Source organism: Sphaerisporangium sp. NPDC004334, from assembly GCF_053602655.1.
The window spans coordinates 22,347-37,465 of sequence record NZ_JBSGDZ010000027.1 but is presented as its reverse complement, the minus strand read 5'-3'; the positions used below and the strand labels follow the sequence as shown (position 1 = coordinate 37,465).

Annotated in this window: 10 protein-coding genes; 6 read left to right on the top strand and 4 right to left on the bottom strand. The window is 73.2% G+C overall.

Going from position 1 to position 15,119, the window contains the following annotated elements:
* The first annotated feature begins 82 nt into the window (after positions 1-82).
* The 3 genes from argG (at position 83) to ACWEN6_RS30610 (ending at position 3,822) form a co-directional block, all read left to right on the top strand.
* Positions 83-1,531: an argininosuccinate synthase gene (argG, locus tag ACWEN6_RS30620; RefSeq protein WP_452575057.1), complete on the top strand. Its 1,449-nt coding sequence runs from the start codon at positions 83-85 to the stop codon at positions 1,529-1,531.
* 262 nt (positions 1,532-1,793) lie between these two features.
* Positions 1,794-2,693 (top strand): RNA polymerase sigma factor SigJ, encoded by a 900-nt coding sequence (gene sigJ, locus ACWEN6_RS30615; protein ID WP_452575055.1) that lies wholly within the window; start codon positions 1,794-1,796, stop codon positions 2,691-2,693.
* A gap of 157 nt (positions 2,694-2,850) precedes the next feature.
* The gene (locus ACWEN6_RS30610) at positions 2,851-3,822 is read left to right on the top strand and encodes a pentapeptide repeat-containing protein (RefSeq protein ID WP_452575053.1); all 972 of its coding nucleotides are present in this window, start codon (positions 2,851-2,853) and stop codon (positions 3,820-3,822) included.
* Between the two features lie 36 nt (positions 3,823-3,858).
* Here the strand turns inward: ACWEN6_RS30610 and helR are convergent, their stop codons facing one another.
* A complete protein-coding gene (gene helR, locus ACWEN6_RS30605) occupies positions 3,859-6,006 on the bottom strand; it encodes an RNA polymerase recycling motor ATPase HelR (protein WP_452575051.1) in 2,148 nt (715 codons plus the stop codon).
* Positions 6,007-6,928: 922 nt separating this feature from the next.
* Here helR and rox point away from each other — a divergent pair.
* The 3 genes from rox (at position 6,929) to ACWEN6_RS30590 (ending at position 11,303) form a co-directional block, all read left to right on the top strand.
* Positions 6,929-8,353 carry a rifampin monooxygenase gene (rox, locus tag ACWEN6_RS30600; RefSeq protein WP_452575050.1) on the top strand — a complete coding sequence of 475 codons (1,425 nt, stop codon included), beginning with the start codon at positions 6,929-6,931 and terminating at the stop codon, positions 8,351-8,353.
* 174 nt (positions 8,354-8,527) lie between these two features.
* The gene (locus ACWEN6_RS30595) at positions 8,528-10,285 is read left to right on the top strand and encodes an RNA polymerase subunit sigma-70 (RefSeq protein ID WP_452575048.1); all 1,758 of its coding nucleotides are present in this window, start codon (positions 8,528-8,530) and stop codon (positions 10,283-10,285) included.
* A gap of 340 nt (positions 10,286-10,625) precedes the next feature.
* Positions 10,626-11,303: an alpha/beta hydrolase gene (locus tag ACWEN6_RS30590; RefSeq protein ID WP_452575046.1), complete on the top strand. Its 678-nt coding sequence runs from the start codon at positions 10,626-10,628 to the stop codon at positions 11,301-11,303.
* Positions 11,304-11,482: 179 nt separating this feature from the next.
* Here the strand turns inward: ACWEN6_RS30590 and ACWEN6_RS30585 are convergent, their stop codons facing one another.
* The 3 genes from ACWEN6_RS30585 to ACWEN6_RS30575 form a co-directional block, all read right to left on the bottom strand.
* Positions 11,483-13,021, bottom strand: a complete 1,539-nt coding sequence (locus ACWEN6_RS30585; RefSeq protein WP_452575044.1) for a golvesin C-terminal-like domain-containing protein — start codon at positions 13,019-13,021, stop codon at positions 11,483-11,485.
* Between the two features lie 185 nt (positions 13,022-13,206).
* Entirely contained in the window at positions 13,207-13,752 is a 546-nt protein-coding gene (locus tag ACWEN6_RS30580; RefSeq protein WP_452575042.1) for a DUF302 domain-containing protein, read from the bottom strand.
* 358 nt (positions 13,753-14,110) lie between these two features.
* Positions 14,111-15,073, bottom strand: coding sequence for a helix-turn-helix transcriptional regulator (locus tag ACWEN6_RS30575; RefSeq protein WP_452575040.1), 963 nt, complete (start codon positions 15,071-15,073; stop codon positions 14,111-14,113).
* Between the last annotated feature and the right edge of the window lie 46 nt (positions 15,074-15,119).

Genomic DNA, 15,119 nt, shown 5'->3' with positions numbered 1-15,119 from the left:
CCGGGAGTTCGACCGCCCCGACACCCAACCGAGGGCCGAAGGCTTTGCATGTTCATGCATTGGTGTGTATATACTTCTGCTCGTGTCCAAGGTTCTCACCTCCCTTCCTGTCGGCGAACGTGTCGGGATCGCCTTCTCCGGCGGCCTCGACACCTCCGTAGCGGTCGCGTGGATGCGCGAGAAGGGTGCGGTTCCCTGCACCTACACCGCTGACATCGGCCAGTACGACGAGCCCGACATCGCCTCGGTGCCCGGGCGCGCCACGGCGTTCGGCGCCGAGATCGCCCGCCTGGTCGACTGCCGGGCGGCCCTGGTGGAGGAAGGGCTCGCCGCCCTGTCCTGCGGGGCCTTCCACGTCCGCACCGGTGGCCGCACTTACTTCAACACCACCCCGCTGGGGCGCGCCGTCACCGGCACCCTGCTGGTGCGCGCGATGCTCGAGGACGACGTGCAGATCTGGGGCGACGGCTCCACGTTCAAGGGCAACGACATCGAGCGGTTCTACCGCTACGGCCTGCTCACCAACCCCTCACTGCGCATCTACAAGCCGTGGCTGGACGCCGACTTCGTCAGCGAGCTCGGCGGCCGCAAAGAGATGTCGGAGTGGCTGCTGGCCCGTGGCCTGCCCTATCGGGACAGCACGGAGAAGGCCTACTCCACCGACGCCAACATCTGGGGCGCCACCCACGAGGCCAAGGCCCTGGAGCACCTGGACGCCGGCATCGAGATCGTCGACCCGATCATGGGCGTGCGGTTCTGGGACCCCGCCGTCGACATCGCCGCCGAGGACGTCACCATCGGTTTCGAGCAGGGCCGGCCGGTGACGATCAACGGCAAGGAGTTCGCCTCCGCCGTCGACCTGGTGCTGGAGGCCAACGCCATCGGCGGCCGGCACGGCCTGGGCATGTCCGACCAGATCGAGAACCGGGTGATCGAGGCCAAGAGCCGGGGCATCTACGAGGCGCCGGGCATGGCGCTGCTGCACGCGGCCTACGAGCGGCTGGTCAACGCGATCCACAACGAGGACACCCTCGCCAGCTACCACACCGAAGGCCGGCGGCTGGGGCGGCTGCTGTACGAGGGCCGCTGGCTGGACCCGCAGTCGCTGATGCTGCGCGAGTCGCTGCAGCGCTGGGTGGGAATGGCCGTCACCGGCCAGGTCACCCTGCGGCTGCGGCGCGGCGAGGACTACTCCATTCTGCACACCTCCGGGCCGGCGTTCAGCTACCACCCCGACAAGCTGTCCATGGAGCGGGTCGAGGACTCCGCGTTCGGGCCGGTCGACCGCATCGGGCAGCTGACCATGCGCAACCTCGACATCGCCGACTCGCGCGCCAAGCTCGAGCAGTACGCCCAGTTGGGCATGGTCGGCAGCCAGCACCCGACGTTGATCGGCGCCACGCAGGCGGCCCCGACCGAGCTGATCGGCTCGATGTCCGAGGGCGGCGCCGAGGCGATCGCCTCGCGCGGCGAGGTGCCCAGCGACGAGGAACTGCTCGACCACGCCGCGATGGAGTCCGGCACCGACTGACCGCCATCCGCTCGACCGAGAGCCATCGACCAGGAGCGATCGACCGGGAGCGATCGACCGGGAGCGATCGACCGGGAGCGATCGACCGGCATCCGACGTCCCCGGTCCGGGCCCGTGCGGGCGTTCGCGGCGGCCGCTTCACCGTGGCCGCCGCCCCTCGCCGGGACCGCGCGCGGGCCGGTCACCGGTTCGCGCTGGTGCGTCACACCCGGGCGGTCCGGTTCGTCATAGCCATGACGGACGTGACCAGAGGATGTGACCGATGGAGCAGGACCAGTGGCTGGCGAGCAGGTTCGAGGGGCACCGCGCCCACCTGAAGGCGGTGGCCTACCGGATGCTGGGCTCCCTGAGCGAGGCCGACGACGCGGTGCAGGAGGCCTGGCTGCGGCTGGCCCGCTCGGGCGGCGACGAGGTGGAGAACCTGGGCGGCTGGCTGACCACGGTCGTCGGCCGGGTGTGCCTGGACATGCTGCGCTCGCGCACCTCGCGGCGTGAGGATCCGCTGGAGGAGCGCCTGCCCGACCCGGTGGTCGCCCCGGCGGCCGATGGCATGGACCCCGAGCAGCAGGTCATGGTGGCCGACGCGGTCGGGCTGGCCCTGCTGGTGGTGCTCGAATCGCTCGGACCGGCCGAGCGGCTGGCGTTCGTGTTGCACGACATGTTCGCCGTGCCGTTCGAGGAGATCGCCGAGATCGTGGGCCGCTCGCCGGCGGCCACCCGGCAGCTTGCCAGCCGCGCCCGCCGCCGGGTTCAGGGGGCCACCCCCGTCCCCGACCACGACCCGGTGCGCCGGCGCAAGCTGGTGGAGGCATTCCTGGCGGCCGCGCACGAGGGCGACTTCGCCACGCTGCTGTCCACCCTTGACCCCGACGTGGTGCTGCGCGCCGACGCCGGCGCGGCCTCCGGCGGACTGCGCGTCGTCCGCGGCGCCGAGGCGGTCGCCGGGCAGGCGCTCACCTTCCACCGGCTGTCGGGCGGCACGGCCACCATCCTGCCCGCCGTGGTCAACGGCACGGCCGGGGTCGTCAGCGTCGTCCAGGGACGCCCGGCGTCGGTGCTGAGCTTCACCGTCTCCGGCGGGCGGATCGCCGCCATCGACATCCTGGCCGACCCCGACCGCCTGAGCGGCCTGGACCTGACCGCCCTGACCCCCGGCCACTGACCACACCGGCCACTGACCACATCGGCCCCTGCACTGACCGGCCGCGCGGGATTGGCCGCGCGGGGACCGCGCTCGACGGTGCGGGGACGGGTTCGACGTACCCTGGGAGCGCCGTACCGGAAGGCGGCGACGGCGGCGCACGAGGAGAACACGCACGGTGTCCGACAGACGGCAACACACCCCCCGCCCAGTGCTGGACGGCGGCCCGCTCGCCCTGCTCCAGGGCGACTGCGGCAGCTGTTTCGGACTGTGCTGCGTCGCGCTGCCCTTCTCGGCGTCGGCGGACTTCGCGGCCGGCAAGCAGGCGGGCCGGCCGTGCGCCAACCTGCGGCCGGACTTCGGGTGCGGCATCCACGACCGGCTCGCCGACAGCGGCTACCCGGGCTGCGTCGCCTATGACTGCTTCGGCGCCGGGCAGAAGGTCTCCCAGCTCACCTTCGCCGGACGTGACTGGCGGGCCGACCCGGGCGACGCCGAGCGGATGTTCGCGGTCTTCCCGGTCATGCAGCGGCTCCACGAGCTGATGTGGTACCTCACCCAGGCGCTGGGACATCCCCGGGCCGTCCCCGTGCACGACGAGGTCCGCCTGGCCCTTGCCGACCTCGAAAGGCTCACGGCCCGGCCCGCCGAGACCCTGGCGGAGCTGGACGTGGAGGAGCGGCGCCAGAAGATCCGCCCGCTGCTGGCCCGCGCGAGCGAACTGGTGCGCGCGAGCGCCGGCCGCCGCGGCAAGGACCGCCGGGGGGCCGACCTGATCGGCGCGTCTTTGCGCGGGGCCGACCTGCGGGCGGCCGACCTGCGCGGGGCCTACCTCATCGGCGCCGATCTGCGCGGGGCCGATCTGCGGCTGGCCGACCTGATCGGCGCCGATCTGCGGGGTGCCGATCTCGGCGGCGCCGACCTGACCGGCTGCCTGTTCCTCACCCGGCCCCAGCTCAACGCCGCCAGGGGTGACGGCGCCACCCGGCTGCCGTCCCCGCTCGCCCGCCCCGCGCACTGGCCGGCCACCGCCGCCCCCGAAGGCGCCGCCAGGACCGGCAGCCCCGGCAGGCCCGCGGTGCCCGGTGGCACCGCCGAGGCGGCCCGCCGCGGGCGCCGACCGCCGCGCCGCGGACCGTCCGCCCGCTGACGGCGTCCCGCACCGGCGGTCGAGGTGTGGCCGGCGTCAGGGGTGGGTGAGGATGACCAGTTGCCGGGTCGCGCGGGTCATCGCGACATAGCGGTCGACCGCCCCTTGGACGCCATCGCCGAAGTTCTCTGGATCGATGAGGACGACCAGGTCGAACTCCAGCCCCTTGGCCAGTTCCGGGGTCAGCGAGCGGACGCGGCCCGTGGCCTGGAAAGTGGGATCGCCGATCACGCAGGCGATGCCTTCGGCGTGCGCGGCGAGCCAGGCACCGAGGATGGACTCCAGGTCGCGGGCGGACCCGTGCACGACGGGGACACCACTGCCGCGGATGGAGACCGGCACGTTGGCGTCCGGGAGCACCGCCCGGATCACCGGCTCGGCCTGCGCCATGACCTCCTCCGGCGTGCGGTAGTTCACGCTCAGCGAGGCCAGGGTGATCCGGTCCAGGCCGATGCGCCGCAGCCGCTCCTGCCAGGACTCGGTGAACCCGTGCCTGGCCTGCGCGCGGTCTCCGACGATGGTGAAGCTGCGTGAAGGGCAGCGCAGCAGCAACATCTGCCACTCCGCGTCGGTGAGTTCCTGCGCCTCGTCCACCACGATGTGCGCGAACGGGCCGGCGAGCAGGTCGGGGTCGGTGCCGGGCGGGGCCGTCGGGTCGACCAGGCTGTCTTGGAGGTCCTGGCCGCGGAGCATCGTCACCGCGCCTTCGCCGTCGTCGTCGGCTTCGAGCAGATTGTCGACGACCTGCGCCATGCGCGCGCGTTCGGCGGCGACCGCGGCCTCATGCCGGCGCCTGCGCCGTGAGGCCTCCGGGTCGCCGAGCCGCTGCCGCGCCGCGTCCAGGAGCGGAAGGTCGGACACCGTCCATGCCTGGGCGTCGTCGCGCTGGAGCCGCCGCACCTCCTCGATGCTGAGCCAGGGAGCGCATTTGCGCAGGTAGGCGGGCACCGTCCACAGGTCTCCGACCAGGTCGGCCGCTTCGATCAGCGGCCAGGCGCGGTTGAAGGCCGTCAGCAGCTCCCTGTCGCGGGTGAGGGATCTGCGGAGCAGATCGGCCGGGGCCTCCTCCTGGTGTTTGTCGATCAGGATGGTGAGCAGGTGCTCCCAGATCTGGTCGCGCGCCTGGTTGTGCGGGGTGCCGGGGTCGGGCGCCTCGAACGCCTCGGCCCAATCCTCGGCGCTCAGCCAGATGTCCGACCATGGGGTGGTGACCGTCATCCCCGTGGCGGGCGGGTTCTCGTAGAACCTGACGGCCGGCTCGATCGCCTGCAGCAGCCGCGCCGACGACTTCATCAGGGCCACCTGCGGATCGGTCTCGGCCGCCGCCGCGGCCCCCTCGGCGACCAGGTCGCGCAGGGTGCAGGTCTGCACGCCCTCCTCGCCGAGGCTGGGCAGGACGTCGGCGACGTAGGCCAGGTAGGGCTGGTGCGGGCCGACGAACAGCACCCCGCCCCGGCGGTGACCCAGGCGGGGGTCGGAGTAGAGCAGGTAGGCCGAACGGTGCAGCGCGACGACGGTCTTGCCGGTTCCCGGGCCGCCGTCGACGACCAGGGCGCCGCTGGACCCGGCGCGGATGATGGCGTCCTGGTCGGCCTGGATGGTGCCCAGCACGTCGCGCATGCGCGCCGACCGGTCGGCGCCCAGGCTGGCGATGAAGGCGGACTGGTCGTCGAGCGCGGCGTGCCCGTCGAACCCCTCGGAGGTGAACACCTCGTCCCAGTAGTCGCTGATGCGGCCGCGGGTCCAGCGGTATCGTCGGCGGCTGGCCAGACCCATGGGGTTGGCGTGGGTCGCTCCGAAGAACGGCTCGGCCGCGGGGGAGCGCCAGTCCAGCAGCAGCCGGCGGCCCTCGCGGTCGGTGAGCCCGAGCCGTCCGATGTACACCGGCTCGGGGTCGTCGGCGCCGACGATGTGCCCAAGGCACAGGTCCAGGCCGAAGCGGCGCAGCGCGCGCAGGCGCGCGGTCAGCCGGTGAATCTCCAGGTCGCGGTCCAGCGCCTGCCGGCCGAGGCCGCCGGGGGACCTGCGCTCGGTGTCGAGGCGTTCGGACAGCTCGGCGATCGACTGCTCAAGGGTGCGGGCGATGTCCGCGAAGTGCCGCTCGTCGCGGGCGATCAGCGCCGGGTCGGCCTTGGCCGCGAGGTGGCCGGGAAGGTCGAACGCGCTGGTGGTCAAAGGGTTCACGGTGAAGCTCCGATCTGAAGGTCGCCGGGCGACCATTGCGCGGCGCGGCGTACGGGCCGATGTGACCTCAAGGGGCGGCCATGGCGGACGGCGCTCAGCCTGGCGCCGAGCCCCGTGGCGGCCGCCGGCTCATGTCCTTCCACGGCGGCGCGCACACCCGCACCCGCGCGCCCAACTCCCGCGACCGCGCCGCGAATGCCACCGGCGGCTCGACGTCCCCCCGGCGAACCCATGCGTCGACAACGACACCCCCACTACGCGACTCCCCGTTTCCGCAGGTTCCGGCTTCGGCCCGCCATTGTGCGGCATGCCCGGGGTCTTGCCGCAAGCCCCCCGGTGCGCTATACGTTGAGAGTGGAAAGGTGCGGGCACTCCCCTTTCCTTCATTGACGTCCGCCGCGGACGGCCCACTTCTTCGCAGCCGCAGCCGCAGCCGCAGCCGCAGCCGTCTTGCCTTCGCCCACGCCGGGCGGCGGCGGGCATCGAAGATCCGGCCGCCTCCGGGGCGGTCAGAGTCGAACCGTCGACCGTTGCCGGTACCGGCCGGGCCGCCACCCCGGATTCTGCCACGCGACCGCGCGGCCCCCCTTTCGGCGCCGTGACCACCGGGCCGGGAAAACGATTGGACGCGATGACGCCCGGGCTTGTAGCTTGCACTCGACCGTGACACCGCCCAAGGAGGTGAGCCCCATGAACGCCGTATCAATGTGGGTGCTCCCCCTTCCCGTCACGGCCGGGCGATCGAGGTAGGTGTCGCCGGGAGCGCCTCGCCGACAAGGCACTCCCGAAAGGCAACACCATGAGCTCTTCTCAGTCCACCGCCGAACCGCCGTCGAACCACAGCGCCGAGCGCGGCTCGCCCACGGGCGAGGTCCCCGCGGTTTCCTGGTCACCGGCCTCCGGCGCCGATCGCGCGCCCCTGATGTTCGACGTGATCATCGCCGGCTGCGGGCCGACCGGCGCGATGCTGGCCGCCGAACTGCGGCTGCACGACGTGCGGGTCCTGGTTCTGGAGAAGGACACCGAACCGGTCTCGTTCGTCCGCATCGTCGGTCTGCATATCCGCAGCATCGAGCTGATGGCGATGCGCGGACTGCTGGAGCGCATTCGCCCGCACAGCAGACAGCGTCCCGCCGCGGGATTCTTCGCCGCCATCAACAAGCCCGCGCCCAAGGGCCTGGATTCCGCGCACGCCTACCTGCTGGGCATCCCGCAGCCGGTCATCAACCACCTGCTCGAAGAACACGCGATCGAGCTGGGCGCGCAGGTCCGGCGCGGCTGTGCGGTGGCCGATTTCGCGCAGGACGACCAGGGCGTGACCGTCGAGCTGGCCGGCGGGGAACAGCTGCGTGCGCGCTACCTCGTCGGCTGTGACGGCGCGCGCAGTACGGTGCGCAAGCGGCTCGGCGTCGGCTTCCCCGGCGAGCCCTCGCGCACCGAGACGCTGATGGGCGAGATGCGAGTGGGCGTGCCGCCAGAGGAGATCACCGCCAAGGTGGCCGAGATCAGCCGGACCCATCAGCGGTTCTGGCTCAGGCCCTTCGGCGAAGGGTTCTACAGCGTCGTCGTCCCCGCCGCGGGCGTCGCCGATCGCACGGAACCGCCCACTCTCGAGGATTTCAGGCGACAGCTGCGCGCCATCGCCGGAACCGATTTCGGCGTGCACTCTCCGCGCTGGTTGTCCCGCTTCGGGGATGCCACCCGGCTGGCCGAACGTTATCGGGTCGGGCGGGTGCTGCTGGCCGGTGACGCGGCGCACATCCATCCCCCCACCGGCGGGCAAGGCCTCAACCTGGGCGTTCAGGACGCGGTCAACCTCGGCTGGAAACTGGCCGCACAGATCCGCGGCTGGGCGCCGGAAACACTGCTGGACACCTACCACGCCGAACGCCATCCGGTCGCCGAGGACGTGCTGGACAACACCCGCGCCCAGATGGAACTGCATTCCACCGAACCGGGCGCGCAGGCCGTGCGCAGGCTGCTCACCGAGCTGATGGACTTCGACGAGGTGAACCGCCACCTGATCGAGAAGATCACCGCGATCGGCGTCCGCTACGACTTCGGCGAGGGCCCCGACCTGCTCGGCCGCCGCCTGCGCGACATCGAGGTGAAACAGGGCCACCTCTACGATCTGCTGCACCGCGGCCGCGGGCTGCTGCTGGACCGCACCGAGCGCCTGAGCGTCGGCGGCTGGTCGGACCGGGTCGACCACCTCGCCGACCCGACCGCGGCACTGGATGCTCCGTGCGTCCTGCTACGCCCCGACGGCCATGTCGCCTGGGTCGGCGATGATCAGCGGGACCTGGACGATCACCTCTCCCGCTGGTTCGGCGAGCCCGCCACCTGATCTCGCCCGACCAGCGGCCATTCCACGCAGAGGTGACGAGATGGCGAGCGTACCTGCGGCGCTCCGGCGCTGCCGGCCGGGGGCCGCCGAGCGGTCGGCGTTCCCGTCGAACGTCCGTTCCGGCATGCCTGTTCCAGAACGGCGTGCGGGGATGGATTTCGGTACGCTCGCCTCATGGGAAGCGGTGCCGCGCACTCCGGGGGCCGGGTCGAGTACGGCTACGCGCGCGCGTCCGCGACCAGGCGATCCCTGGAGCGGCAGCTTCAGGCGCTGCGCGCCGCGGGCATCCCGGCCGAACGCGTCCACACCGACGGCGGGACCGGCGGGCGGACCGGCGGCGCCGGGGCGCGTGACGGTCTGGAGCGGTTGCTGGCCGGGGCGCGCTCCGGTGACACGATCGTCGTGCACACCCTGGACCGCATCGGCCGCAACCTGCGCGAGGTGCTGACCCTGGTGGGGGAGCTGTCCGAGCGCGGCATCGGGGTGCGGACGCTGGCCGGCCCGCTGCCCGTCGACACCGCCGGCGAGGGCGAGGGCCGCACCGTCCGCCTGCTGCTCGCACTGCTGGCCGACATGGACCGCACCTTCGCCGCCGAGCGCGCCGCCCACGCCCGCGCCGCCGCCGGATCGGCCGGGCGGCGCGTCGGCCGGCCCGTCGCCCACCCGGCCGGCAAGATCGAGCAGGCCCGGCGGCTGAAGGCCCAGGGCGACTCCCTGGCCCGGATCGCGGCCGAGACGGGCATCCCCAAGACCTCCCTGCACCGCTACCTCGCCGACGCCGTCCCGCCGGCCGGCGGGAATCCCCCGGCCGGGACGGGCGCCGGCGCGCGCACGGGCCCTGCCGGGCCGCGGGGCGAAGGGGAGGGGCCGGAGGCGGCGCGCCGGGCGGAGCGGGCGGCGGCCGTCGACGCGGTCCAGGGGGGCGACGAGGCGGCGTTCGGCGCTCTGACCGAGCGGCACCGGCGCGAGCTGCAGGCGCACTGCTACCGCATGCTCGGCTCGTTGGAGGAGTCCGAAGACCTGGTGCAGGAGACGTTCCTGCGGGCCTGGCGCTCCCGCGAGGGCTTCCAGGGCCGCTCCAGCGTCCGCGCCTGGCTCTACCGCATCGCCACCAACGCCTGCCTGGACTTCCTGGAGCGGCACCCGCGCCGTCCCCTCCCGCGAGCCGCCGGGCAGACCGGGCAGACCGGGGAGGACGGGGAGGACGGCGAGACGCCCCGGACGCCACCGGCCGGGATCCGCTGGCTGCAGCCTTATCCGGACCGGCTGCTGGAGCCGGTGGCCTCCGGGGAGACGGGCCCGGAGGCCGCCGCGTTCGGCAGGGAGAGCGTGGAGCTGGCCTTCCTGGTCGCCATCCAGCACCTGCCGCCCCGCCAGCGCGCGGTGCTGATCCTGCGGGACGTGCTCGGCTGGCCGGCCGGTGAGACCGCCGCGGCGCTGGAGACGAGCGTCGCCTCGGTGAAGAGCGCCCTGCAGCGGGCGCGGCCGGTCGTGCGGGCCCACCTTCCCCGGCGGCGAGAGCAGTGGGCGCCGTCGGCGCCGGCGACCGCGCAGGAGCGGGCGCTGCTGCGGCGCTTCATGGACGCCCACGAACGCGGCGACAGCGCAGCGTTCGCGCGGCTGCTCAGTGAGGACGTGCGGATGACGATGCCTCCACTGCCGTTCTGGTTCCACGGCCGCGCGGCGGTGGCCCGCTTCGCCGCCGACGCCTTCGGGCTCGGCTCGCCGCTGCGTGGGGCGCGGTGGCGCGGCCTGCCGGCCCGGGCGAACCGGCAGCCCGCGGTGGCGGTGTACGCCCGGCCGGTGGGAGCCGGGGAGTACCGCGCTCAGGCGCTCAACGTGCTGCGGGTCGAGGACGGGATGATCGCCGAGATCACCGTCTTCGAGGCGCGCCTGTTCCCTGCCTTCCATCTCCCACCTACGCTGCCCTGACCCCCGCCTCTGCTCTCTGCATCCCGCTCCCGAACCCGCAGCCCTCTGTTCTGTGCATCTCACCCCGCGGCCTGCACGCCGTCACCCGGGGGCGATTCCTTCGCGGGCGCCGTGCCGTCTCAACACCGGACGGTCGCGGCACGCGCGGCCAACGATGAGAGGGCACGGATGACGATCGAGAACTGGGCCGGGGTGCTGGACTTCCAGACCCGGCTGCCGGCTGGCACCGGCACGCGGGACTCCGAGCGCCGGGGCCGGCGGTGAGGGCCGCGACCGGTCACAGGGACGGCGGTCACAGGGACGGCGGTCACAGGGACGGCGGTCACAGGGACGGGGCGGTATGACGACGTATGTGCTGATCCCGGGTGCCGGGTCCGGCTCCTGGTACTGGCATCTGGTGACGGCGGAGCTGCGTGCGCGCGGCCACGACGTGATCGCCCCCGACCTGCCCTGCGACGACGATTCGGCCGGACTGGACCAGTACGCCGACACGGTGGTCGACGCCATCGGCGCACGCACCGGCCTGGTAGTGGTCGCGCAGTCCCTGGGCGGGTTCACCGCGGCCCTGGTGTGCGAGCGGGTGCCGGTCGACCTGCTGGTGCTGGTGACGGCGATGATCCCCGCGCCGGGGGAGACGCCGGGGCGGTGGTGGGCCGCCACCGGCTGGGAGCAGGCCAGGCGCGAACAGGACGAACGCGACGGCAGGGCGCCCGATGACGACATCGCCCTGTTCCTGCACGACGTGCCGCCCGAGCTGGCGGCGCGGGCGCTCGCCCGGCGCCGCGCGCAGTCGGCCACGCCGTTCCTGGAACCCTGGCCGCTGCGCGCGTGGCCGGCGGTGCCGACCCGTTTCCTGCTGTGCCGCGACGACCGCTTCTTCCCGGCGGAGTTCATGCGCCGGGTCGTCGGCGAGCGCCTCGGCATCGTCCCCGACGAGATCGACGGCGGCCACGGCATCGCCCTCAGCCGGCCGGAGGAACTGGCCGACCGGCTGGAGGCCTACCGCGCCGAGCTGTGATGACCCGCCGCCCGCTCCGGACCGGCGGAGCGGGCGGGGCCCGGGCGGGCAGGGGCAGGCACGTGCCGGGCAGTCGCGGTTGTCGCCGGTCGCCGGTCGCGGGTCGTCGCCGGTCGCGGTCGTTGCCGGGGAGTCGCGACAGGCCGCGGCCGTCGGCGGCGGTCCAGGACCGCGGGTGGTCAGCGGCTGATGCGCACCGCGTCGGCGACGACGTAGCCGGTGCCGCCGGTCCAGCGGCTCACCGCGACCACGTTGTAGGTGCCCGCGTTGAGGGAGAAGGTGCCGATCGAGCGCCACCCGCCGCCGCCGGAGCGCTGGTCGACGTACACCGTCTGGTTGCCGCCGGAGGCGGCGACGATGTATGGCGCGGAACTGTTGTAACCGGGGTCCGCGGGATACCAGACCTCCACCCGGTAGGTCCCGGCGCTGGGGATGCTCGCCTGGTACCAGGCCGGGTCACTGGCCGACAGCGGGCCGGCGTAGCGGTAGTCGGCGCCGTAACGCTGGGAGGAGTAGGTCGACACGCCCCAGTTGGCGCTGGCGGTGAACGCGCCGGCGGTGGCGTTGTCCACGGTGGCCGACCAGGTGGTGGCGCCTCCGGTGACGTATCCCATGTACTTGTTCCAGTCCCAGTACGGGCCGGGGTCGGTGTGGGTGGCTCCGGGCACCTCCGAGTGGCCGATGATGTGCGCCCGGTCCTTCGGGATGCCGTACTTGTCGCAGATGGAGCGGGTCAGCGCCGCCGAGCCCCGGTACATCGCGTCGGTGTACCAGGAGGCGTCGGTGACGTAGCCCTCGTGCTCGATGCCGATCGAGCGGGTGTTGTAGCTCCAGTTGCCGGCGTGCCAGGCGATGTCCTTCTCGCGCACCATCTGGGTGACCGCGCCGTCGGAGGAGCGCACGACGTAGTGCGCCGACACCTGGGCGCTTGGGTTCTGGAACCAGGAGATCGTGCCGGCGTAGGAGCCCTGGGTGATGTGGATGACCACCCGGTCGATGGCGTAGGCCGACGGGCGGCTGGAGGCGGTGTAGTTGCTGGAACTGGCCGCCACCCAGGTGCCGCTCGGGTAGTCGGGCGCGGCGGCGGCCTGGGCGTTGAGGTCCAGGGTGCGGGCGTAAGCGCCGCGGTCGGCGGTGACCTCGCGCGGGGCGATGCTCACCCCGGCCGCGCGGAGTCCCCGGCCGAGCAGTTCGTACACCGTGTCGGCGTACAGCCGGGCCACCTCAGGGGTGGTGGCGTTGCCGTACCTGGCCACGGTGGGGTACCAGCGGCCGGCGTCCTTGCGGGCCGTCTCGTCCAGGCCGGCCTCCTCGGCGTAGGAGCGCAGCAGCGCGGCGGCGCCGTCGATGTTGGCGGCGGTGTCGGAGCGCAGTGCGGCCGCCGGACGGCCGGTGAGCTCGGCGGCCCGCTCCAGGGTGTGGGTGGTGGGGTTGCTGACCAGGTGCATCACGCCGTAGCCGCCGCTGGCGCTGGGCTTGCCCGCGTGCCCGTCCAGGTGGGTCTCGGCGTAGGCCAGGGCGACCAGCAGGTCGCGGGGGACGTCGTGGGCGGCGGCGGCGCGGGCGAACGCGGCGGCCAGGGCGGGCTCGGCCGGGGCGCCCGGCGGGGCGGCGCTCGCCGGGGCGGCGGTGAGCGCCAGCAGGGAACCCAGGGCCAGCAGGGCGGCGGCCAGCAGGCGGTTGGCGGCGGGGACTGATCGGCGTCCGGGGGGTCTCATGCGTGCTCCTCGGTGGGGGGTGCCAACGGGTGCACAGTAAGGAGCTTTCTGACAAATGTCGATAATTGACATTACTCACGAGTAAGCGGAAGATTTGTGCCTCCGCTTCCCGCTTTCTGCCTTATCCCTCCCGCCGCCACTCGGCCGGGAGCAGGCGACCGGCAGGGGCAGGGGCGCCTTGGGTGTCAGGGGCGGGCGTCGTGCAGGAGACGGTCGGGCACCGGGACGCGGAGGTGGCGGAGCAGACGCGCGAGCTTTTCGTCCAGTTCGGCGCCGACCGCGGTGATCTCCGGATGCCCGAACTGAGCGAACTGCGCGCTCGGCTGCTCGATCGCGAAGCGGGTCACCCCGGCGGGGTACTCGTAGATCGTGGTGCGCAGCGGCGCGTAGAGCATCACCGCCGGATCATGGCGGAACATCCTCTCGGCGATGGCCGCGTTGCCCATGAGGTACTGCACGCTGCGCCACCACTCGCCCGAACCCCGCAGGAGCGCCCCGTTGTCGAGGCTCCAGAAGATCACGAAGCCGTGTGGCGCGTTCCGGTCGGCGGCGGCCCGCACGGCGGGCCAGCCGGCCCCCTCCGCCACGAGCCGCTCGTACACCGGCGCGTCGAAGGGGGGCACCGCCCGCTCGTATCTCAGCCTGAACTCCTCGAAGGGCATCCCGACGTCCACGATCAGCCGGTGCGCCTCGCGTGCCACATCCGTCACGTGGGAGGTCTTGGCGGTCATCGAATGCTCCCTTCGCCGGTCACGGCCAGGGCCCGCGGCCGCGCGGTCCGAGGCCGCAGGCGGGCGGGCTCACCTGGGCAACGCTACGCCTGGCGGGTCCGGGGCATGACGAGCACCCGAATGGAAAGCCCCCCGCCGGACACCCGATCTTCCGCCAGGCCGGGCCGCACCTACCTGACCGGTGGCGCATGATCACCGCACAACGCCTCCCGCGTGCCTCCGACGCATCCCCGGCACGATGGCCCGGCAGGCGCGCTGTATTCCGGAGTACGCCTTCGTCAACGCGGGGCGCCGGCGGCCTTCGGCTGACCCGCCACCGCCCGCGCCGCCCGGCGATCCCCGCGCCGCGCAGCGAGGGTCACCGTCCCTGCTTGCCGGAGGGCGCGTCCGGGTGGCACCGCACCCGGCCCGCCGCGTCGCCGGCCTCGGGTGAGACGGCGGGCCGGGACGCCCCGCCCCGCTCGCGTCCGGACGGGCCCTCGCCGCGGCGGCCGGCCGCCTCCCGTCCCATGCGGCCGAGCTCTGCCAGCTTGCACTCGGAAGGACTGCCCGGATCGGCCTGGAAGGCGACGAGCTTCTGCCCCGGAGCGCTGTCGACGCTCAGCACCTCCATGGTGGTGATCACCTCGCCGACCACCGCGTGATGGAAGCGCACGGGAGCGCGGATGCGGCTGCGCACGTCGTGGCGGTCCCACAGCCGGCGGAACTCCCGGCTGGCCCGTGACAGCTCCTCCACCAGCTCGTTGAGGTACGGGTCGTCCTGGTCGGCGCCGGACGCGGCGCGCAGGTGGGCCACCTTGTAGCGGGTGTCCATCTCCCAGTCCAGATAGAACTCCCGCGCCCGGGGATTGAGCAGGGCCAGCCGCAGCAGGTTGTCGTTGTGGTCGAGGCCCTCGTACAGGGCACTGGCCACCGCGTTCCTGGCCAGCACGTCCAGGCGGGGGTTGACCACGTAGGCGGCGACGCGGTCCCAGCCGTTCATCAGGCGTATCACGTTGGGGTCGACCGTGTCGGCGCGGCCGGGGACCTCGCGCCGGTGCACGCGCGGGCGGGCCAGCTCGTGCAGGTGCTCGGTGGCCTCGGCGTCCAGTCGCAGGACCTGCGCCAGAGCGTCCAGCACCTGCTCCGAGGGACGGCGCTCGCGGCCCTGCTCCAGCCGGATGTAGTAGTCGATGCTGACGCCGGCCAGCATCGCCACCTCCTCACGCCGCAGCCCCGGCGTCCTGCGGCGGTTCGGGCCGGGCGCGATTCCCGCCTGCTCAGGAGTCGTGAACTCTCTGCGGGCCCGGAGGAAGGCCCCTAGTGGCCGGTCACGGTCCATATCTCAAATTACGCCGTCGCCCGGGTGCGCAGGTGACATCCGAAGG